We start from the raw sequence: 20,877 nt of genomic DNA, 5'->3' as shown, positions 1-20,877 counted from the left end.
TCCTTCCATGCGCGACCCCATAACCTTCACTGACCGCCTGCGCATTAGTTTTGCCTGGCTTATCAATCCCACCGTTGAACTTCTGGACAAACTCGGCGTCACCCCCAACATGCTCACCATCGTGGGCTTTTTGGGCATCTCGGTCGGCGCCTGGTTCGCCGCCCAGGGCAATTTTTCGATGGCGGGCTTGATGGTGCTGCTCATGACGCCCTTCGATGCCCTGGATGGCGCCCTGGCCCGCCGCCGCGGCGAATCGCAGGAATTCGGCGCCTTTGTCGACTCGGTCAGTGACCGCTACGGCGAGCTGGTGGTCTACGGTGGCCTGCTGTGGTGGGCCAGCCTCAACAACAACCACTGGCTGGCGGTGGCCAGCTACCTGGGCGCTTTTGGCTCGGTATTGGTCTCGTACATTCGTGCGCGCGCTCAAAGCGTTGGGCTGGAGGCCAAAGTGGGCCTGCTCAGCCGGGTGGAGCGCTATTTCATCCTTGGACCTACGCTGTTATTCAATATCCCGCTGATCGGCGTCAGCATCATCGCCATTGGTGCAAACCTCACTGCTATTCAACGCATCTGGCATGTGCGCAGCGAAGCGCGCAAGCTGCCTGCGGCCAAAGCCGCCGCGCCCGGCAAACGGGGCGTAGCGCGCAAGCCTCGCAAGTAAGGAGTTTCCATGTCAATTGACCAAACTGCAATTTATATCGGGCCGCTCACGATCCACTTCTACGGCCTGATCCTGATGAGCGGCGTGATCGCCGCGGCCTACCTGGGCGAGCGCATCGCCAAGGAACGCAAGATGAACAGCGAATTCATCTGGGATAGCCTGCTGTGGATCGTGCTGGGCGGCATCATTGGCGCTCGTCTGTGGCACATCCTCACTCCGCCGCCCAGCATGGTGGAGGCGGGCGTCACCACCATGTACTATCTCACCCACCCGCTGGATGCGATTGCGGTGTGGCGCGGCGGCCTGGGCATCCCCGGCGCGGTGGTGGGCGGCGTGATCGCGCTGTACATCATGGCCCGCAGGCACGGCGAGAAGTTGCCCGCCTGGCTGGATGTCATCGCCGCTCCGCTGGCCCTCGGCCAAGCCATCGGTCGCTGGGGCAACTTTGTTAATCAGGAGCTTTATGGCGCGCCGAGCGATCTGCCCTGGGCCATCACCATTGACCCGGTCCACCGCCTGCCTGAGTTCGCCGACGTGGCCCGCTATCACCCCATCTTTCTGTATGAGTCTTTGTGGAGCCTGGTCACGGTCATATTCCTGGTCTGGCTGGGCCGCAAGTACGGCAAAGTGCTCAAGCCGGGCGATATTTTCCTAACCTACCTCATCACCTATCCAACCATCCGCATCCTGCTCGACTTCCTGCGTTTGGATGCTTCACAGGTGGGCGGTTTCAACGCCAACCAGACCCTGATGGCGGTCGTGCTGGTGCTGGCGGCCGGTACGCTGATCTATCGGCACACCCGGCCAGAGAAGAAGAAGCGCAAGTAACAAAAAAAGGCGGCCAACAGGCCGCCTTTTTTTGTTACTTGCTGGCAAATCTTCTATGCAGCGCGTGACTTTTTATATTGAGGCCACGATGATCCTTCGCTTCGCTCAGGATGCACGGAACTTCCTGGAAGACTATGGCGCGGAGAAGCGTCACTCGGCGCAGCCGAGTAGCTTCTCCTAAAAGGTGCGCAGCAAGTCAATCCGGTGCTACTGCTGGTAAGGTGCTGCGCACCTTACCAGCCAGTGATAAAGCTATTCCAATCCATGTTCTCGGCCAGATAGCGGCCAAAGATGTACTGGGCCGAGGCTGCGGGCGCATGCGGCTGGCTGAGCAGCTGCATGCCGGCGTGCTCCAGCACGCGGCCGCCTTTTTGGTGGTTGCAGGCCCGGCAGGCGGTGATCAGATTCTCCCAGCTGTGACGGCCGCCCAGGCGGCGCGGCAGGATATGGTCGAGGGTCAGCTCCACATCTTTGCGGCCGCAATACTGGCAGGTATGCCCGTCTCGGCGGAAGATTTCCTGCTTGTTCAGCTTGACTTTGGGGCGGGGGCGGCGCACCATACGCTCCAACCGGATGACGGAGGGGGCTGGGTACACCTGACGAGCCGTGTGGATCTCGCCGCGGCCGTTCTGGAGCATGGAGGCCTTCTCAGAAAAGATCAGACCCATGGCGCGGCGTATGGTGCAAACGTTGATCGGTTCGTAGTTGGTGTTGAGGACGAGGACGAGTTCCTTTAAGCTTGGTTGCATGGCCGTGATGGTGCAACCTGCGCATTATAGCACGCCGGTTCTGCTGTCACCCGCATGCTATAATGCCAACATGCACGCAGAATTTGCCCCGGCATATGCATACGCCCCGACCTGCTGAGCTGGTGACGGGCAATCTGCGCGCCCTCGCCAACGAGGGCGTCTTTGTTTAACGGAGTCGAGCATGAACATTGAAGAGCAAGTCCAAACTCTGATGCAGGGCACCGAATACGGTGACCCGCAGCTGGCCAAAGCCATGGAGACCGAGCTGCGCCAGCGCCTCAACGAGGCGCAGGCCAGCGGCCGCCCGTTGCGCGTCTATGCCGGCTTTGACCCGCGCACTACGGATCTGCACCTGGGCCACACCATCCCCATGCGCAAGCTGCGCCAGTTCCAGGATTTTGGGCACCATGTCGTCTTCCTCATCGGCAGCTTCACTTCGCTGATCGGCGACCCGTCCGACAAGGATCAGCTGCGTCCCCAGCTAACCGCCGAAGAAGTGGAGCAGAACGCGCAGACCTATGCCGAGCAGGCCTTCCGCGTGCTGGACCGCGACAAGACCGAGGTGCGCCACAACGCCGAATGGCTCTCCAAGCTCGATTTTGCCGACCTGATCAAACTGGCGGCCAACTTCACCCTGCAACAGTTCGTCACGCGTGAGAACTTCCACTTGCGCTGGGAGAAGGGCGACCCCATTTACCTGCACGAGACCTTCTATCCCATCATGCAGGGCTACGATGCTTACGCCCTCAAGACCGATGTGCAGGTGGGCGGCACGGACCAGCTTTTCAATATCCTCACCGCCGGGCGCAAGCTGATGAGCGCCATGGGTGAGAAACCCAACATTGGCATCATCCTCGGTATCCTGCCCGGCACGGATGGCGAGATCAAGATGAGCAAGTCGCTCGGCAACCATATCCCGCTCAATACCGACGCCAACGACATGTTCGGCAAGGTGATGAGCGTGCCGGATAAGGCCATGGGCGCCTACATGCGCCTGGCCACCCGCTGGAACGCCAGCGAGGTGGCCCGCCGCGAGGCGGCCGTCGCCGACGGCAGCCTACACCCGCGTGAAGCCAAAGCCGAGCTGGCCGCCGAGATCACCGGCATCTTCTACGGCGCCGAGGCGGCCGCAGCCGCCCGCCAAAACTTTGACCGCGTATTTCAGCAGGGCGACGTACCAACGGCGATGGATACGTTTACTGTGGATAAGAGCCAATCCTTGCTCGACATTTTGCTGGCCGTTGGTTTGGTCAAGAGCAAGAGCGAGGGCCGTCGCCTGGTGGAGCAAAATGGCGTCCGTTTGGATGGCGAGGCGCTGACAGACCCAGCCGCTCCGCTGCCTGCCGCCGGCGTGCTGCAGGTCGGCAAGCGCCGCTTCGTGCGCGTTGAGTTTTAGAAGCGCAGATACAGCTGCAAAAGGGCTGCTCGCTCTATTTTTCTACCCTTTACATCTATGCCGTCTCCTGCTAATATGCAAGTATATACTTGCATATTAGCAGAGGAGATATACAATGAAGCAAGCAGTGCAGCTGTTGCCCAACCTTACGTTTGACGGCACCTGTGATCAGGCCCTGCAGTTTTACAAAGCCGTGTTCGGGGGCGAACTGGTGGTGAATTACTACCGCGACATGTACGAGATGCCTGAGAACGAAGCGCACAAAGTGATGCACGCCGAACTGGATAACGAGTTCCTGACCCTGTTCGCCGCCGACACTGTGCCGGGCATGACCACCACCTTTGGCGACAACGTGCGCGTCTGCGTAGCCGGTACGGATGTGGCCAAGCTGAGCGAGTACTTCAAAGCCCTGGCGGAGGGCGGCGCGGTCTTTATGCCTTTCGAGAAGCAACCCTGGGGCCAGGAGCTGGGCATGCTCACCGATAAGTTTGGCACGCATTGGATGATGGCCGCCCGCGCATAAGCCAGGCCAGCATGCCAATAAAAAGCCCGTGGTGATGCCACGGGCTTTTGCTTACGCGCTCGGCACTTCGGCCAGCTCGATCAGGTTGCCGTTGGTGTCATCCAGCACCGCCGAATACCAGCCGCCCTGGCGCATGGGCTTCTGCGTGAATAGCACGCCCAGCTCGCTCAGGCGTTTGTACTCGGCGTCCAAGTCTTTGACCGCGAACGAGGTGATGGGGATGCCATCCTCGGCCAGCGCTTCACGCAGGGCCTTGATGCCGCGGTGCTCGGCGTTGGGCTCCAGCAGCAGCTCCGGCCCTTCCGGGTCCTCGGGCGAGACCAGGGTGATGAAACGCATGGCGTGACCCATCTCCACATCGCGCTTCTTCACAAAGCCCATCTTTTCCGTATAAAAGGACACGGCGTTCTCGTAATCCGAGATGGGGACGCTGGTGATGTAAATTCTCATGAAGCCTCCTTGCCGCTCCAGCGCTGCTGGATGGCTTTCAATGGTTCGGTATTTATGAAGTGGAATTTGTAGCGGCCCTTGCGCTCGACGCGGATCAGGTCTGCCGCCTCGAGCACATCTAGATGCTGGGATATGGCCTGGCGTGAGGATTCCACCTTGTGCTCAAACAATAGACGCTGGCACAGCTCGAACAGGGTTTGACCGTCGTGCTTGCTCAGTTCGTCAAGAATGTTTCTGCGGGTTGGGTCGGCCAGTGCCTTGAAGAGCAGGTCCACGGAGTAGAGTATGGCAAGTAAACGCTTGCCTGTCAATCAGAAACTTTTGGGTTTGCTCCATCGTTGTACTTCCTAACAGTCCAATTGCACAAAAAACAGGAGCCTATCATGTCGAACCAAAGAACCTGCATCGTTGTTATTGCTGCCCTCGCTATCTTCGTGTCTGCGTGTGCCGCTCCAACTCAGCTCAACGAGCGAACAGGGATCGCCGAACTGGACAGTATTATTGAAATTGCACTCAGCGGAGATGCTGCCCAGTTGCGTTCCCTGATCGAATTCACCCCAGCCTACTGCACAAACGCAGAAGGGCTGGGCGGGCCACCGAAGTGCCTGCCCGACGAGGCCGAAGGCGCTATGGTTGAAGTGCTGCCCTTTCTTGGAGCCGAGGGCAACTTTATCCGCAGGAGCGATATTGAGAGCTGGAACGGGGTCCAGATCGAAAGCTTATACGCAGTTTACGAAGTCTCCGATGCGGCCTACTCCGATGAAAATTACCCCCGCGGCGAATATGCGCTGGTGTTCCTCACCGACCGTGGTGCCAGTATTACTTTGCAGGTGACAAAGGGACGCATTGTACGGATCGACTACGGCTTCATGGCCCCGCCTGTGATCGATCAAAATACGGTTGTCAGATATCTTGTGGAGCCTGCAAATTAAGGCAGCTTAGTTTCTATCCATCCAACGCCGCCAGCAGCAGTTCGCGGCCGATGGACATGGCACGTGCCGGGCTGGCATCCTCCAGCAGCACGACCACCACGCGGGTCGGCTGGTTGCCGCGGCTCAGGCTGCCGGCCAGGTACCAGGCGTAGCGTTGCCCGCTGGCGCCGAGCGCGGTTGCGCTCAGTTCCCATATCGGCTCATCGCTGGCGGCCAGGCGCTGGGCCTGGCTGAAGGCGGCCGCGCTGGTCAGCACTGCTTGCGCGGCCGCTTCCTCCGTATATGGCAGCCACTCGCCGCTGGCGTCTTTCACCGCCAGCGCCAGCTGGGCAGCCGGCAGCTGGCCGCCGTTGCTCAGCGTGGCTGCCACGCGGGCCATTTGCAGCGGGCTCACCAGCATCCCTGCCTGGCCGGTGGCGGCCTCACCCGGCCGCGGCAGGCTGGCCGGCGCAGTGAACGCCGGCTGGCGCAGCGGCACGCTGGGTGCGCTATATAGGCCCAGCGTGTTGTACAGGGCCAGCAGGTTCTGCTCGCCCAGCGCCAGGCCCAACTGCGCCAGCGCGCCCGGGCACGCACCTGCGATCAACGCGTCCCACTCCAGCTGAGCAGGTTCCCGAGTGCATTCCAGCGTCACGCCGTTCAGCACATAGCTTGTCTCAGCGCTGGGCTCGGGCAGTATGTCCTGGCTGCGGGCGGCGGCTAGCAGCCATGGCCCCAGGGCGCCGCCCGGCGGGTAGGCGCCTTGCACGGCGCGGTTCATCAATGGCGAATATTCGCTTTCCAGCAGGGCGGGCCAGTCTTCAGCCACAGTGCTGGCATTGAAGCTGGGCTGGGATGCCATTGCCAGCACTTCACCGCTGGCCGCATCCATCACCACTGCAGCGCCGCGCTGGCCCTCCAGCGCTTGCATGCTGTACAGGGTCAGCTCCAGGTCCAGGCTCAATTGCACATCCAGCCCGGGCGATGGCTGGCCGTACAGAATATGGCTCATCCATAGGCCCCAGGCTGGCTGGCGTTCTTCGCCACGCAGGATCGGGTCGAGCCCATCTTCCAGGCCAGACTGGCCGAATTGCGGGTGCGAATAGCCCAGAATATTGCCCAGGCTCGGTTCAACATAGTCACGCGTGTACTCGCTGGCCGCGCCGCCGGTACGCGAGAGTGGCTCATAGTCACGATCCAGCAGGGCGCCGCGCCAGACGTAACGGTCAGACAGGCCGCGGCGGGCATTGTCGTTACGCGTTAGTAGGTCTGGCCCGCGCACTACACCCCACCAGCCGGTGATGGCGGCCGCCAGGGCGAACGCGCCCAGCAACAGCCCGGCAATGATCAGGGTGGGGCGGCTGTTGAGCACCGGCGCCGAACGGTGCACACCGTCATGGCTCACCAGAGACAGCAGCAGCAATGCAAAGAACGAGACCAGCATGGATGAGCCGCCGTAGGAGACGAACGGCAGGGTGACGCCGGTCAGCGGCAGCATGCGGATGTTGCCGCCAATGATCAGCAAACTCTGGCTGGCGATGTAGGCGGCCAGGCCGATGGCCAGATAGCGCTGGTAAGCGTCCCGAGCATGCAGCGAGATGCGCAGGGCGCGTACCACCAGGAAGGCGATCAGCGCCAGCAGGGCGATGGCGCCCAGCAGGCCGCTTTCCTCCACGATGGAGGTGTAGATAAAGTCGCTGTGGGCCACGGGCACAAAGCCCGGGCTGCCCAGGCCAGGCCCGCGGCCGAACATGCCGCCGGCGGCGATCGCCATCAGCGCCTGCACGATCTGGTAGGAGCGATTGGTCGGGTCTACCCAGGGGTTTAGCCAGCTGTCGATGCGGGCATGCACAAGGCCCACCAGTTCGTAGCCGGCCACCATCGCCAGGATCAGCACCAGCGCGCTGGCCAGCAGTACACGCCGCTTGCCCGCGGCGATGTAGATCAGGATCGTGTAAATGAAGATAAAGACCCAGGCCGTGCCGAGATCGCGCTGCACCATAAGCAACAACAACACCGCGCCGGTCATCACTGCCGTGGGCGCCAGCAGCGGCAGCAGCCCGGTCATCAGCGGCTGGCGGTCGGCCAGGTAAGCCGCCAGGTAAATGATGAGCAGCAGCTTGAGCAGTTCTGAGGGTTGAAAATACAGACCGCAGCAACCCAGCCATAGATCCGGCCCAATGCCTGACGGGTTGGTGCCGAACAGGAACGTGAGCGCAGTGATGAGCAGGCCAGCCAGCAGCCACACATATTTGTAGCGCCGCAACATGGGCAAAATGCGCTCGCGGAAGCGCAGCGCCAGCACGAACAGGGCGCAGCTCACCGCCAGCCAGGCGGTCTGGCGCAGGCCAAACTCGAAGGTGAGCCGCCAGATCGTGAGCAAGCCCCAGCCAGCCAGCAGACCAGCCACCGGAATGATGAAGGGGTCACGGTTGGGCAGGCTGGCGCGCGTACGCCGGTCGAGCCAGAACAGCGCCAGCACCCACACCACCACGCCCAGCCAGTGCGCCCAGCGCAGCTCGGCCAGCGGCAGCAGGCTGCGCTGGCGCACCGCCGGCGAAAGGGTCAGCGCCAGCGCGAACAGGCCCAGGAAGGCCGCCGCCAGCCGAAGCAGGCTGGCGGAGACGCTGGCGGGCAGCAGGTGCCTCAGTGGGCGCGGAACTTTCATTCGTTCAAATATTTCTCAACCAGGATGCCAAGCTTCTTGCGCGCCGCGGGCGCGATGTTGCTCTTGTGAGTGATCAGCGCCGTGGCCAGCGCTTCGTCGCAAGCGCACTCCGGCGCATGCAGGCCCGCGGCCAGCTTACGAATGGCATCTTGCACGGTGAGCGTGTTTTGCTGCAGAGTGCGCACCACCATATCCACGCTCACCGGCTCCTGGTGCCATACGTCATAGTCGGTCACGTGCGCCATCACGCCGTAGCACAGCTCGGCCTCGCGGGCCAGGAACGCTTCGGGCGATGTGGTCATGCCGATGATGGAGAGTCCCCACGAGCGATAGATGTTGGATTCGGCCCGGGTAGAGAAACGCGGCCCCTCCACGGTGATGAAATCGCCGCCCAGGTGGGTCGTGGCGCCAGCGGCTTTGCAGGCATCGTAGATCTGCTGGCCGAGACTGTTGCAGAACGGGTCAGCCACGCCAATGTGCGCCACCAGCCCGGGGTCATCGAAGAACGAGTTCACCCGGCGGCGGGTTAGGTCGAATAGCTGGCTGGGCACCACAATATGGCCCGGCTCAAAATCCTCGCGCAGCGAGCCGCAGGCGCTGACCGCCACCACCCAGCGCACTCCCAATGACTTGAGCGCGTAGATGTTGGCGCGGTAGTTTACATGCGTGGGCGAGATGGTGTGCTTGACGCCGTGGCGCGCCAGGAACGCCACTCGGCGTCCCTCCAGCGTGCCCACCACCACCGGCGAGCTGGGCTCGCCGAACGGAGTATTGACCTTATGCTCCTGTTTGTCTTCCAGGCCCGGCATGTCGTACAAGCCGGAGCCTCCAATGATGGCGAGTTCGGGGGTTGGGTTCATGCCTGCTCCTGTGTCTGTGGTGTGGCCTGCGGCAACGCCTCAATATGCAGGGTAAAGCTCACCTGGCCGCAGCGAATATGGTCCTGACTGGTTAACACCACAGGAGCGTGCAGGGCATCCCCATTGAGAAAAGTGCCATTGCGCGAGGCCAGGTCTTCCAGCCACCAGTGGTCATGGTGGAACACCAGGCGGGCATGGCGGGAGGAGACGGTCTCATCCGCCAGCACCCATTCGCAGCTGGGGTGGCGCCCCAGGGTCACTTCGGCCGTGGCGAAGCGCAGCTGCTGGTTGGCGTCGCCGTCCTGCGTTATCAGCAGGGCAGGGATGCGCTGGCGCGCCAGGTTCATGGCCTGCTGCTTCAGCTCACGCCATAGCGTGAGGAAGCACCATGCCAGGAAGCCGTACAGCGCCAGGGCCATCAGCGCTCGCAGGCCAAGCAAGAGGTATGCGGGGAGCTCTGCCATTACTTCACAGGGTTGGCGCTGGTGTGGATCTCCTGGGTTTCCTGCGCCTTGCTTGTGGCGGCGTCCTGCCCGTAGATGAGCGGCACGACGCCCGCCAGTTGGATCACGTCGCCGGCCAGCAGCACGGCGCTCTTGGCTTCGACGCCGTTGATGCGCGTGCCGCCGGTGGAACCCAAGTCAAAGAAGTGGTAGTGCCCGCCGATGGCGCGCAGCTGGGCATGCCGCCGTGAGATCTGCGGGTGCTCGATCACGAGTTGGTTATCGTTCTTGCGGCCAATGTTGATGATGGCCTGGGTGAGCGGGAAGACATCTGAGCCGGCCACGATGAGGAACGCGCCGACGGGGATCTGCACCTCGCCGGCTGCGCCATTGGCATCCAGGCTTTGCGTAGCGCCCAGGCTCTCGCCCACGCCGGCCGCCCGCACGCGGAACTCGCCTTCGGCCAGGCCATCCTGTGGGGCCACGTGCAGCACCAGCTCGCCCGCCATGGCAATCCCCGATTCGGCCGCGGCGTGGCGCAGCGCCTCGCTCAACTCCTCCAGCAAGCCCGCGTTGGCGCGCAGCCCGCTGGCATGTTCCGGGTGGGCCAGGATCGTATAAATGCCTGGCGCCTGCAGCTGCTCGCCCCCGGCAAACTGCACTTCGGCTTGCATAGCTTCAATGAGTTGGGAGGCCAGAATGGCCTTGGTGTCCTGGGTGGAGAATAAACGCGCTGTGCCGTCTTCTATCAATCGCTGCAGGCGCGCCTCAAGGCGGTGCAACTGGCTCATAAAAACGATTGTATCGTTTTAGCCTGTGCTGCGCTGCGGCGCCGCGCATGGTTTAATCAGCATTAATGCGCGGCGGTTGCGCGAAGCAGGAACATTTCATCAAGTGGAGGCGTTCTACGAGTATGAAAAAGCACATCATCTTCTTTATTATTTTGGCAGCCGTACTGGCTGCCTGTGGGGCGCCAACTGCGCCAGCAGGGCAAGGCCCGGTGTACTTTGACTCGGCCGACCTGCTGATCATGGAGAGCTTCCCGATCCAGTTGCGCCTGGCGATGTCCGGCAACCTACCCACCCCGTGCCATGAACTGGCCTACGAGATCGCCGAAGCCAACGCCCAGAACCAGATCCACGTCAGCGTCTACACCACCGTTGACCCGGCCGTGACCTGCATGCAGGTGCTGCAACCTTTCGATGAATCCATCGCCATCCCGCTGGATGGCCTGGCGGATGGCGAGTACAGCGTCTGGCTTAACGGTGAGCAGATCGGCGAATTCAGCTATCCGGGCTAGTACTTACCATTTAGGCTTGGAGATTGCTTCGTGCGCAGGCCAAGCCTGCGCCTCGCAATGATAGTCTGGAATGTCTTTGCGAGGAGTGCGATGCGAAGCAGCGCAGACGAAGCACTCCCCAAGTAGGTTATCGCAAAAAAAAAGAGGCGCAGCATTTGCTGCTCCTCTTTTTAAGTTAATCAATTGCTAAAAAATCTCAGCTATTTCCCCAGCCGTTCTTTCAACGCCTTGGTCAACGCCGGCACGATCTCGTACAGATCGCCCACTACGCCAAAGCGGGCCAGTTTGAAGATGGGTGCATCGGGATCCTTATTGATCGCCACGATGACCTTGCTGGTGCGCATGCCCGCCAAATGCTGGATGGCGCCCGAGATGCCGAGCGCAATGTACAAGTCGGGCGAGACCACTTTGCCGGTCTGTCCGACCTGGTTGGCATACGGAATGTAGCCCGCATCCACCGCGGCCCGGCTGGCGCCGACCGCGCCGCCCAGGGTCTGGGCCAGTTCGCCGAGCATGATGAAGCCCTGCTGGGCGCGCCAGATCTCTTTCTCTTTTTCGTCGGTGATCTCGGCTGGCGGGGTCAGGGCCGGGTTGTTGGCCACACCGCGCCCGCCCGAAACGATCACGCCGGCATCGCCCAGGCTCACCCGGCCTTCCACGGTGGCGTAGTCCACCACTTTGGTCGGTAGGTCGCCATCGGCTACGGCCGCGGCGACCTTGGTTACCGTGCCGCTGCGGCTGGCATCCGCCACCGGCTTGCCAAAGGCGCGGCCGCGCAGCGTGATCAACGCCGGTTTGGCGCTCACTGTCACTTTGCTCAACAGCTTGCCGGCATAGATGGGGTGGGTGGCGGCGAAGTTGTCGCCGTCTTTGCTGATCTCGGTCACGTCCACCAGCACCCCCGTGTCCAGGTCGATCGCCGCCATGGCGGCGATCTCTCGGCCACGGATGCTGGTCGGGAACAGCACCGCATCCGGCTGTTGCTCTTTGGCCAGTTTGCTCAGCAAGCTGGCATAGGCTTCGGCGCGGTAATCGGCCAGGCTGGCGTCATCGCCCAGCAGCACTTCGTCCGCGCCATAGTGGAAGGCGGTCTGGGCCAGCGCGTCCACGCCCTGGCCGAAGACCAGGGCGGTCACCTTGCCGCCAAGGGTCTTGGCGGCGGCGATGGCTTCATACGAGGCGGGCAGGGCCGTGCCTTTGAAATGGTCTACGTATACCCAAATGCAGGCCATTACAGCACCCCCTCAGCAATGATCAGGTCGGCCAGCTTGGCGGCGATCTCGTCGGCGTTGGCGCCGGTCACCATCTCGTTGCTGACCTCGCGCGCGGCCGGGGCAGTGATCTCGGTCCAGCTCACCTTTGATTCAGGAGCGCTGATACCCAGGTCACCCAGGCTCCATACCGGCACTTCGGCCTTGGAGGCTTTGCGAATACCCATGAACGACGGATAGCGTGGCTCAGCAAAATCCTTGACGATGCTCAGCACCGCCGGCAGCTTGCTTTCCACCACCTGGCGGCCTTCTTCGATGGCGCGCTCTACCTTGATGCTGCCCGCCTCCAGCGAGGGGATGGCGGCCACCATGCTCAAGGCCGGCCAGCCCAGCACGCGGGCGGTCATGGCCGGGGCCAGCCCGGTGTCCGAGTCGATGGCTTGCTTGCCGAAGATGGCCAGGTCCACGCCGCCCAGCTTCTGCACTGCCGCCGCAAACACCTTGGCGGCCGCGGCTGCGTCGGCATTCGCCAGCGCCGGGTCGCTGATCAGCGTGGCGCTGCCCGCTCCCATGGCCAGGGCGTGCTTCAGCGCCTCTTTGGCGTCCTCGCCGCCCAGGCTGATGGCGGCCACTTCGCCGTTGTGCTTCTCGGCCAGTTGCAGGGCGGCCTCCACGGCGTATTCATCCCACGGGTTGATCACCAGCGGGGCGTCGCCCCAGTTCACATTGCCGTTATCAACTGACAGCTTGGCAGCTGAGTCCGGCACTTGTTTCACAAATACTGCGATCTTCAAGAGTTACTCCTTAGCTATCCAGATCGGGGTTTACTTCGTGCGCAGGCCAAGCCTGCGCCTCGCAAAGACGGCTCGGGTGTCATTGCGAGCGTAGCGAAGCAATCCCCAAGTAAATTTGCAATGCAGCGATAGTAGCAGCCATTTGCCTGCTCGCCGATCACTGCTTACTGTTCACTATCCTTCCGCCTGCCAGTACTCCGCATCGTAGGCCGGCAGTTCGCAGCGCAGCTCAGCATCCTTGCGATAGCCCAGCGCATAGCCAGCCTGCATCAGCTGGTGGATCTCACTGGTGCCTTCGTAGATCACGCCACCCTTGGAATTGCGCAGGTAGCGCTCCACATCGTACTCGTCGCTGTAGCCGTAGGCGCCATGCACCTGGATGGCTTCCGAGGCCGCGTCGAACGACGCGTCCGTCGCGTACCACTTGGCCAGTGAGGTCTCGCGCGTGTTGCGCTCACCCTGGTTCTTCAGCCAGCCCGCCTTCAGATACAGCAGGCGCGAGGTTTCGTATTGCTGCACCATGTAAGCGATCTTCTGCTGCACCAGTTGGAACTGGCCGATCTCCTTGTTGAACGCCTTGCGCTCGTGCGAATACTTGACGCTGGCATCCAGGCTGGCGCGGATCAGGCCCGTGGCCCCGGCCGCAACGGTGTAGCGCCCGTTGTCCAGGCACGACATGGCGATCTTGAAGCCTTCGCCCTCTTCGCCCAGGCGGTTCTCCAGCGGCACGCGCACGTCTTGCATGGCAATGTAGCCGGTGGAACCGGCGCGCATACCCAGCTTGCCGTGAATGTCGCCGGTGGTGATGCCCTTGCGATCCAACTCCACAATGAACGCGCTCAGCCCGTCATGCGGCTCTGCATCCGGGTTGGTGCGCGCCACGATCAGGGCGTGGTGGGCCTTGCTGGCCAGCGAGATCCACATCTTCTCGCCGTTAAGTACGTATTCGTCGCCTTCGCGGCGGGCGGTGGCCTTCATGCCGGCCACGTCGGAGCCGGCGCCCGGCTCCGTCAGGCCAAAGCAGGCGTACTTCTCGCCCTTGGCCTGCGGGGTCAGAAACTTCTGCTTCTGCTCCTCGGTGCCCCATTGCAACAGGGCCATGCTGTTCAGGCCCATGTGCACAGACATCACTACGCGCAGCGGGCTGTCGCCGGCTTCCAGCTCCTCGCACACCAGGCCCAGGGTAATGTAGTCAAAACCCTGGCCGCCGTAGCGCACCGGGATGTTGATGCCCAGGATGCCCAGCTCGGCCATGCGCGGCAAAATGAAAGGGGCCATCTCCTGCTTGCGGTCCCACTCCTGAATAATGGGCTTGACCTCTTTCTGCACAAAGTCCCGCACCATTTTTTGCACCATCAGGTGCTCTTCACTTAGTCGAAAGTCCATGTGACTCCATATAAAGGAAAAACTTGTGATTAAAAGCGCACAGGATTTGAATTATACCTAGATACGCCGTCCCTCCCTTGCAGCCATTCGCCCGCCAGACTCTTATAATCCCCGCATGCGCCGCGTCTCCCGCAAGCTCTGGCTGCTGATCCCGCTCGCCATCCTGGTCTTCGCCCTGCCCACCTGGTGGATGCGCACCTGGCTGCCGCGCCAGGGCGGCCTGCCAACGCCTACCGCCACCGTGGCACCCTCGCCGCTGGAGGAGACCTACCGCCAGGCCATCGAGCTCGCCGCCAGCGAGCCGCTGGATGCGCTGCCGCTGCTGGCTGAGCTGATCGACAGCCCGTACGCCAGCGCGGCGCTGACCATTCGCCAAGGCATCCAGGGCGGCCGCCTCAGTGGCGACCGCGCCTATCTTCTCACCGCCACCGGCCAGTCGCTGGCCGCGGTGGGCGAATGGGCCGCGGCGCGCCAGGCCTTCCTGGCGGCGGTGGAGGCCAACCCAGACTACGCGGAAGCCTGGGCCTATCTTGGCGAAGCTCTGCAAAAGAACGGGCAAGACGGCTTGCAAGCCCTGCAAAAAGCGGAGGATCTCGACCCCAATTCGCTGTCGGTGCGCTTGTTCCTGGCCCTGTACTGGCAGCGCCAGGCCGACTTTGAGCGCGCCGAGCAGAACCTGCGCGTGGCCGCCCTGCAACACCCCACCAATCCGCTGGTGCAGATCCAGTTGGCTGAGAATGCCGTGCTCAAAGGCGATACGGCCGGCGCGTTGCCGTACCTGCAGCGCGCCCTGGACTTGGCGCCCAACGACCCGGCCATCTGGCGCGCCGTGGCCGCTTACAGCGTGGAATCGGCCCTGTATCTGGAAGAGATCGGCCTGCCCACGCTGGAGCGCCTGCTGCACCAGCAGCCAGGCCAGGCCGACTATCTGGTTCTCAATGCCCGCGCTCTGGCCCTGCTGCGCCGTGACACCGAGGCTGAGACCTACTTCGTGCAGGCCCTGCAGGCCGATCCTGACCACGTATCGGCTCACCTTTTTTATGGCATCTTTCTGCTGGCTGGCCAGCGGCTTGATGAAGCCCGCCAGCATCTCAATACCGTGCTGGCTCTGCAGCCTGTCGGTCCCCAGGCCAGCCTGGCCGCCCACTGGCTAGCACAAATATCCCAGTAGGCCTATAACACCCTCGTGCTAAAATGCGTTGACTGCGTGATTAAGGAGATCGCAAATGCGCAAACAAATATGGTTCGTTGTACTGGCGTTGCTGCTCGTGGGCATGGCCTGCAGCTTTGGCGCCAGCTCTGAAACTCAGGGTGACGCCCCCACGGGCAATACGGGTGCTTCCACCCAGGCGCCCGCCCCAACAGACTCCCCCGTTCTGTTCCAGGATGATTTTTCCAGCACCAGCAGCGGGTGGGATCGCTCTACCTATGATGATGGCAGCCAGACCGACTATGTTGACGGCGGCTACCACATCCTCGTCAACGGCGAATACGCCTCTGTCTGGGCCAACCCGGGCATTGACGTGGCTGACGTCAGCGTTGAGGTTGACGGCGTCAAGCGCGGCGGCGTGGATGACAATGAGTTCGGCGTCATCTGCCGCTATCAGGACGAGAGCAACTTCTACGCTGGCAGCATCAGCAGCGATGGCTTCTATGCCATCGTCAAGATCCAGGATGGCGAGTTCGGCTATGTCGGCACTGAGGGCATGCAGCCCTCCGATCTGATCCTGCTGGGTGACCAGGTCAACCGCGTCCGTCTGGATTGTGTTGGCTCCATGCTGACCCTGTATGTCAATGGCACTCAGCTCATCTCGGGCAACGACAGCTCGTTCGGCAGTGGTGATGTTGGCTTGTACGCTGGCACCTTTGCTACGCCGGGCATTGATGTTTTCTTTGATAACTTTGTTGCCAATCGCCCGTAGCCATGGTTAATAGGGTAAGCGGCTGGCATCACCAGCCGCTTACCTTTTTTAAGGAGAGAAATGCACGTGAAGAAATTTTTGCTTGTGATCGCCCTGCTCAGCGCCCTGGCGCTGGCCTGCGCCGGCCTACCCAACATTGGTGACCTGGCTGGCAATGCCGTAGGCACCGCCCTCGCCACCACGGGTCTGGATGAATTCGTGCAGATGGCCACCATGCTGGCCGACAGTGGCCTCAGTGATGAAGCCCAGAGCATGGCCGCCACGATGATGGCTGGCGGAACTCCTTTCCCGCTGGAAACCCTGATGGCCCAGTTTGGCGATCAGGCTTCAGGCGCAATCATCTTCCAAGATGATTTTTCGAATGCCAGTGGTGACTGGGTTGTCGAATCGGATGCACTGGGGACACAAGGCTATTACAGTGAAAAATATCGCATTACCGTCAGCGAAACAAATACTGTTTTATGGTCCGACACTCTTTCAGGTAACTATGGTGACATTTCTGTAGAAGTTGATTCTGCCAAGATAGCCGGCCCTGATCAAAATGAAATGGGACTTCTGTGCCGCTACTCAGACGGAGATTTTTATGCCGCCGGAATTGGTAGTGATGGCTATTTTTCTGTTTGGAGTCGTTTGAGTGGTGAATGGAACCTGCTTGGGATGGAGGAAGTGCAGTTCAGCGAGGCCATTTACACTGGCACGCAGACCAACCGCATTCGCTTCGATTGTGTAGGTTCCAGCCTGACCCTGTACGCCAACGGCACGCAGCTCATCCAGGTGCAGGACAGCTCGCTCACCACGGGTGATGCCGGCGTCTACGCCGGCAGCTTTGACGTCGGCGGCGTGGATGTTGTCTTCGACAACTTCCTCATCGCTCAACCGTAAGCAGGTCTGCTTTTTCGTATAATAAGGCGGTGTGCCCAGCTGGGCACACCGCCTTTGTTTCCGGTGAGATCATGGCCAACGATTGCATCTTCTGCAAGATCGTGGCGGGCGAGCTACCCGCAACGAAACTCTATCAGGATGAGCTGGTCACCGCCTTCCGTGACATCCATCCCCTCGCGCCCACTCACATCCTCATCATCCCCAATGCGCACCTGGCCAGCACCAACGACCTGGCGCCTGAGCATGCCGCCGCAGCCGGCCGGATGCTGACCCTGGTACCGGAACTGGCCCAGCAGGAGGGCATTGCCCAAAGCGGCTACCGGCTCATCATGAACACTGGCGCCGATGGCCGCCAGGAAGTGGCGCACATGCACCTGCATCTGCTTGGCGGACGCCGCATGCAGCACCCGCTGGGGTAGCGGGGCACTGGCTCCCCGGTCAGTTCGTGCTGCCCAACCAATAATCCATCCGTCCCTTATATGTAGTTATACAACCGTAGGGGCCGGTCTTAGACCCGCCCCGTACAACATGATGTTTGCGTGGCGAATGGACTTCTGGGTGAGTTACTTGACACATGATCCCAATATTCCAGGCAGTCATGTTTTCATGGCATAAAGCAGCGTTTACGCCCACTCTAACTCCGGCTCTGCTTGTAGCGCAAACTCCCGCGCCGCTTTGCGGCGCAATACCCCCCCCAGACAAAAACAAACAACATCTTGCGAAATTGGCCCTTCGCTCTAGCCGTATTCATCTGTATCCTGAAAGGTATAATTAAAACTATTATGAGCAAAAAAGCTGAGCTTGAAACCGCCCTGAAAGACGCCATGAGGGCCAATGACACCGTGCGCAAGAACACCTTGCGCGGTGCCCTGGCGGCGGTGAAGGAAGCCGAAGTTGCCAAACGCGGTGAGCTGGATGACGCGGCCGTCATCTCCATCCTCCAGAAGGAGCTCAAGTCGCGCCACGAAGCCATCGCCGAGGGCGAGAAAGCCTCCCGGCCTGACCTGGTTGAGGCCAACAAGCTGGAAGCCAGCATCCTCGAAGCCTATCTGCCCGCCGGCCTCAGCGCCGATGAGATCGAAGCCATTGTCACCGCCGCCATCGCCGAATCGGGCGCCAGCGCCCCGTCTGATATGGGCAAGGTCATGAAACTCGTTCTGCCCCAGGTGCAGGGCCGCGCCGACGGTGGCCAGATCAGCGCCCTGGTCAAGGCGAAATTGCAGGGGTAGCTTTCACTGTTCTCTATGTCTGAAAAAACCAATTCCCAACGCACACCGCAGCGTTGGTCCACTCGCCGGAGCGCTTTCTTGTGGACCCTTTGGACGGTCTGCCTGCTCATCTCGGTTGCGGCCCTGGTCATGCCCTTTTCCACCCGCCAGGCGAGTTTGCGCGCCCAGGTGGGCGATGTGGCCAGCCAGGATATCGTCGCGCCCCGCACCCTCAATTACCAGAGCGCGGTCTTCACCGAACGTGACCGCCGCGAGGCCTCCGACGCGGTGGCGCCCGTCTACGGCGCCCCGGATGCCAATGTCGCCCGCCAGCAGCTGGAATATCTGCGCTCGGCGGTTGATTTCATTGACAGCGTACGCGCTGACACCTACGCTACGCTGGAGCAAAAGATCGGCGATCTGACCGCCCTGCAAAACGTAACCCTGGGCCGCGAGAGCGCCCAGGCCATCCTGCTGCTCAATGACAGCGCCTGGCAGAACGTGCGCCAGGAAGCGATTGTGGTGCTGGAGCAGATCATGCGCAGCAGCATCCGCCAGAACCGCCTGGATGAAGCTCGCCGTAGCGTGCCTGCTCTCGTCAGCCTCTCGTTGCCGCAGGACCAGGCCACCCTGGTGGCCGAGATCGTTTCCGCCTTCGTGGCGCCTAACAGTTTCTACTCTGAGGCGCTGACCCAAGCCGCCCGCCAGGAGGCGGCCGCGGCGGTGTCACCCGCCGTGCGCACCTTCGTCACCAACGAGATCATTGTCTCGCGTGGCCAGGTGCTCAACGAGGCTGACCTGGAAGCTCTGCAGCAGTTTGGCCTGGTACAGCCTGAGACTGGCTGGCGCGACTATGTGGGCGCCGCCATGCTGGTGCTGGTGGCCTTTGCTCTGGCCGCCCTGTTCCTGCGCTTCCGCCCGCAGTTGCTCGACAAAATTCGCGAGCTCACGCTGGTTTCCACGCTCTTCATCGCCTTCCTGCTGGTGGCACGCTTCGTCATCGTAGACCGCACGGTAATGCCCTATCTGTTCCCGGTGGCGGGCTTTGCGCTGCTATCCGCCACACTGTATAGCTCCCAGGCCGCCCTGGTGTTCTCGCTGGTCCTCAGCGTACTGGCGGCCTATAACCTGCCCAATGCCTTTGACCTTACGCTGTACTATTTCTTCGGCAGCCTGTTTGGTGTGCTGTTCCTCAAGCGCGCCCAGCGCGTCATGGCCTACTTCTGGGCTGGCGCAGCCGTCATGCTGGCCGGCGCGGCCGTGCTGGTGGCCTACCGCCTGCCGCTCGCTTCTACCGACCTAGTGGGCTTGCTGACCCTGTTGGGTGCGGCTGGCCTCAATGGCTTCTTATCCGCCAGCCTCACCATCGTGCTGCAGCTCTTCCTGGCGCAGTGGCTTGGGCTCACGACCACCGTGCAGCTCATGGAGCTGACCCGCCCTGACCACCCGCTACTGCAATTCATCATGCGCCACGCGCCCGGCACCTACCAGCACAGCCTGCTGATCGCCAACCTGTCTGAGCAGGCAGCCGAAGCTATTGGCGCAGATGCTTTGCTCACCCGCATCGGTTCGCTCTATCACGATGCCGGCAAGGCTCGCCAGCCGCACTACTTCATCGAGAACCAGGTCACCGGCGCCCACAACCCGCACGAAGACCTGACCCCGCACGAGAGCGCCCAGCGCATCATCCGCCATGTGCCGGATGGCGTGGAGCTAGCCCACAAGCATCGCCTGCCGCAGCGCATCATTGACTTCATCAAGGAGCATCACGGCACCCTGGTGACCCGCTACCAGTATGCCCGCGCCCTGGAAGCTGCCGGCGGCGATGAGACCAAAGTGGATCAGGATGATTTCCGTTACGATGGCCCGCGCCCGCAATCCCGCGAGACCGCCCTGGTCATGCTGGCCGACGGCTGCGAAGCGCGCACGCGTGCCGAGCGCCCAAAGACCGACGAAGAGCTGGCCGCCCTGGTGCGCAGCGTAATCGACGGCCGCCTCAACAACGGCCAGCTGGAAGATACTGCCCTGACCATGCGTGATCTATCCGTGATCGCTGATACCTTCGTCACCGGCTTGCGCGGCGTTTACCACCCTCGCCTGGTCTACCCGGACCTGGACGAGAAGACCCTCAACGCCCTGGATGCCCAGCCGGCGCTGAAATCGTTCCCGCCCAAGCAATGATCCATCTCCACATTGATGGCCGCTACGCAGCCCACAAGTTTGACCGCAAGCTCAAGCAGGCTGTACAAGCCGCTTTGCAGCATCAGCAGGCGCCTCAAGCCGAGCTCACCGTCGTCCTTACTGGGGATGCGCGCCTGCATGCTCTGAATCGCCAATACCGTGGCATAGACAAGCCCACGGACGTGCTCTCGTTTGGGGATGTGGAGCAGATGGGCGAAAACGGCAACCTGTACCTGGGGGACGTGGTCATTTCAGTGCCGCGTGCCCGCGCGCAGGCCAAAGCCGCCGGTCATAGCCTGCCCGCCGAGCTGCAATTGCTGGCCGTACACGGCGCGCTGCATCTGCTGGGGCATGACCATGCCACGCCGGCCCAGCGCCGCAAGATGTGGGCAGCTCAGGATGCCATTCTGCAGCAACTCGGCCTGGCCATTGTTTCGGCCGAGATGGAAACCCGGCCAGACGTCACATAAACAAAAGCCCCAGCATTCGCCGGGGCTTTTTTTG

General features: G+C 61.8%; 23 protein-coding genes. 13 read left to right on the top strand and 10 right to left on the bottom strand.

What is annotated here, in order from left to right; genetic code table 11:
- The first annotated feature begins 7 nt into the window (after positions 1 to 7).
- A complete protein-coding gene (locus tag KIT08_03755) occupies positions 8 to 661 on the top strand; it encodes a CDP-alcohol phosphatidyltransferase family protein (GenBank protein UYN90360.1) in 654 nt (217 codons plus the stop codon).
- Positions 662 to 670: 9 nt separating this feature from the next.
- Positions 671 to 1,489, top strand: a complete 819-nt coding sequence (lgt, locus tag KIT08_03750; GenBank protein UYN90359.1) for a prolipoprotein diacylglyceryl transferase — start codon at positions 671 to 673, stop codon at positions 1,487 to 1,489.
- A 233-nt stretch (positions 1,490 to 1,722) separates the two neighbouring features.
- Here the strand turns inward: lgt and KIT08_03745 are convergent, their stop codons facing one another.
- A complete protein-coding gene (locus tag KIT08_03745) occupies positions 1,723 to 2,238 on the bottom strand; it encodes an HNH endonuclease (protein UYN90358.1) in 516 nt (171 codons plus the stop codon).
- Between the two features lie 181 nt (positions 2,239 to 2,419).
- Between KIT08_03745 and KIT08_03740 the strand changes: the two genes are divergently transcribed.
- Both KIT08_03740 and KIT08_03735 read left to right on the top strand, forming a co-directional pair.
- On the top strand, positions 2,420 to 3,634 hold the full coding sequence (locus KIT08_03740) for a tyrosine--tRNA ligase (GenBank protein UYN90357.1): 1,215 nt from the start codon (positions 2,420 to 2,422) through the stop codon (positions 3,632 to 3,634).
- A gap of 115 nt (positions 3,635 to 3,749) precedes the next feature.
- The gene (locus tag KIT08_03735) at positions 3,750 to 4,157 is read left to right on the top strand and encodes a VOC family protein (protein UYN90356.1); all 408 of its coding nucleotides are present in this window, start codon (positions 3,750 to 3,752) and stop codon (positions 4,155 to 4,157) included.
- A gap of 51 nt (positions 4,158 to 4,208) precedes the next feature.
- On the opposite strand, the gene KIT08_03730 is transcribed toward KIT08_03735, so the two are convergent.
- Together KIT08_03730 and KIT08_03725 are read right to left on the bottom strand one after the other, a co-directional pair.
- Positions 4,209 to 4,607 (bottom strand): VOC family protein, encoded by a 399-nt coding sequence (locus KIT08_03730; protein UYN90355.1) that lies wholly within the window; start codon positions 4,605 to 4,607, stop codon positions 4,209 to 4,211.
- Positions 4,604 to 4,882, bottom strand: coding sequence for a helix-turn-helix transcriptional regulator (locus KIT08_03725; GenBank protein ID UYN90354.1), 279 nt, complete (start codon positions 4,880 to 4,882; stop codon positions 4,604 to 4,606). Before KIT08_03725 ends, KIT08_03730 begins: the two co-directional genes overlap by 4 nt.
- Positions 4,883 to 4,990: 108 nt before the next feature.
- On the opposite strand from KIT08_03725, the gene KIT08_03720 reads away from it, so the two are divergent.
- A complete protein-coding gene (locus KIT08_03720; GenBank protein UYN90353.1) occupies positions 4,991 to 5,539 on the top strand; it encodes a hypothetical protein in 549 nt (182 codons plus the stop codon).
- A 13-nt stretch (positions 5,540 to 5,552) separates the two neighbouring features.
- On the opposite strand, the gene KIT08_03715 is transcribed toward KIT08_03720, so the two are convergent.
- The 4 genes from KIT08_03715 to KIT08_03700 are packed head-to-tail and all read right to left on the bottom strand — an operon-like array spanning position 5,553 to position 10,280.
- Complete coding sequence (locus KIT08_03715; GenBank protein ID UYN90352.1) at positions 5,553 to 8,186, bottom strand: FtsW/RodA/SpoVE family cell cycle protein; 2,634 nt, start codon at positions 8,184 to 8,186, stop codon at positions 5,553 to 5,555.
- Positions 8,183 to 9,046: an S-methyl-5'-thioadenosine phosphorylase gene (gene mtnP / locus KIT08_03710; protein ID UYN90351.1), complete on the bottom strand. Its 864-nt coding sequence runs from the start codon at positions 9,044 to 9,046 to the stop codon at positions 8,183 to 8,185. The genes KIT08_03715 and mtnP overlap by 4 nt, the downstream gene beginning before the upstream one ends.
- Positions 9,043 to 9,510, bottom strand: a complete 468-nt coding sequence (locus KIT08_03705; protein ID UYN90350.1) for an FHA domain-containing protein — start codon at positions 9,508 to 9,510, stop codon at positions 9,043 to 9,045. Before KIT08_03705 ends, mtnP begins: the two co-directional genes overlap by 4 nt.
- Positions 9,510 to 10,280, bottom strand: coding sequence for a DUF3662 domain-containing protein (locus tag KIT08_03700; GenBank protein ID UYN90349.1), 771 nt, complete (start codon positions 10,278 to 10,280; stop codon positions 9,510 to 9,512). Before KIT08_03700 ends, KIT08_03705 begins: the two co-directional genes overlap by 1 nt.
- A gap of 122 nt (positions 10,281 to 10,402) precedes the next feature.
- Between KIT08_03700 and KIT08_03695 the strand changes: the two genes are divergently transcribed.
- Positions 10,403 to 10,789, top strand: coding sequence for a hypothetical protein (locus tag KIT08_03695; protein ID UYN90348.1), 387 nt, complete (start codon positions 10,403 to 10,405; stop codon positions 10,787 to 10,789).
- Between the two features lie 200 nt (positions 10,790 to 10,989).
- Here the strand turns inward: KIT08_03695 and KIT08_03690 are convergent, their stop codons facing one another.
- From KIT08_03690 to KIT08_03680, 3 genes are all read right to left on the bottom strand, one after another.
- Positions 10,990 to 12,021 (bottom strand): electron transfer flavoprotein subunit alpha/FixB family protein, encoded by a 1,032-nt coding sequence (locus KIT08_03690; protein UYN90347.1) that lies wholly within the window; start codon positions 12,019 to 12,021, stop codon positions 10,990 to 10,992.
- Positions 12,021 to 12,794 carry an electron transfer flavoprotein subunit beta/FixA family protein gene (locus KIT08_03685; protein UYN90346.1) on the bottom strand — a complete coding sequence of 258 codons (774 nt, stop codon included), beginning with the start codon at positions 12,792 to 12,794 and terminating at the stop codon, positions 12,021 to 12,023. The genes KIT08_03690 and KIT08_03685 overlap by 1 nt, the downstream gene beginning before the upstream one ends.
- Positions 12,795 to 12,968: 174 nt before the next feature.
- Positions 12,969 to 14,180: an acyl-CoA dehydrogenase family protein gene (locus KIT08_03680; protein ID UYN90345.1), complete on the bottom strand. Its 1,212-nt coding sequence runs from the start codon at positions 14,178 to 14,180 to the stop codon at positions 12,969 to 12,971.
- Positions 14,181 to 14,295: 115 nt separating this feature from the next.
- Here KIT08_03680 and KIT08_03675 point away from each other — a divergent pair, with 115 nt between their 5' ends.
- The 7 genes from KIT08_03675 to ybeY all read left to right on the top strand — a co-directional run bounded on the left by KIT08_03675 (position 14,296) and on the right by ybeY (position 20,843).
- On the top strand, positions 14,296 to 15,351 hold the full coding sequence (locus tag KIT08_03675) for a tetratricopeptide repeat protein (protein UYN90344.1): 1,056 nt from the start codon (positions 14,296 to 14,298) through the stop codon (positions 15,349 to 15,351).
- 55 nt (positions 15,352 to 15,406) lie between these two features.
- Positions 15,407 to 16,102, top strand: coding sequence for a hypothetical protein (locus tag KIT08_03670; protein ID UYN90343.1), 696 nt, complete (start codon positions 15,407 to 15,409; stop codon positions 16,100 to 16,102).
- A 60-nt stretch (positions 16,103 to 16,162) separates the two neighbouring features.
- On the top strand, positions 16,163 to 16,984 hold the full coding sequence (locus KIT08_03665; GenBank protein ID UYN90342.1) for a hypothetical protein: 822 nt from the start codon (positions 16,163 to 16,165) through the stop codon (positions 16,982 to 16,984).
- Positions 16,985 to 17,055: 71 nt separating this feature from the next.
- Entirely contained in the window at positions 17,056 to 17,403 is a 348-nt protein-coding gene (locus tag KIT08_03660; GenBank protein ID UYN90341.1) for a histidine triad nucleotide-binding protein, read from the top strand.
- A gap of 363 nt (positions 17,404 to 17,766) precedes the next feature.
- On the top strand, positions 17,767 to 18,213 hold the full coding sequence (locus KIT08_03655) for a GatB/YqeY domain-containing protein (GenBank protein ID UYN90340.1): 447 nt from the start codon (positions 17,767 to 17,769) through the stop codon (positions 18,211 to 18,213).
- A gap of 15 nt (positions 18,214 to 18,228) precedes the next feature.
- Positions 18,229 to 20,373 carry an HDIG domain-containing protein gene (locus tag KIT08_03650; GenBank protein UYN90339.1) on the top strand — a complete coding sequence of 715 codons (2,145 nt, stop codon included), beginning with the start codon at positions 18,229 to 18,231 and terminating at the stop codon, positions 20,371 to 20,373.
- A complete protein-coding gene (ybeY, locus tag KIT08_03645) occupies positions 20,370 to 20,843 on the top strand; it encodes an rRNA maturation RNase YbeY (protein ID UYN90338.1) in 474 nt (157 codons plus the stop codon). Before KIT08_03650 ends, ybeY begins: the two co-directional genes overlap by 4 nt.
- Positions 20,844 to 20,877 lie beyond the last annotated feature (34 nt).

This window comes from Anaerolineales bacterium, assembly GCA_025808555.1.
GTDB lineage: Bacteria > Chloroflexota > Anaerolineae > Anaerolineales > UBA11579 > JAMCZK01.
The sequence above is the reverse complement of the archived record's forward strand: the minus strand, read 5'-3'. Positions and strand labels throughout refer to the sequence as shown.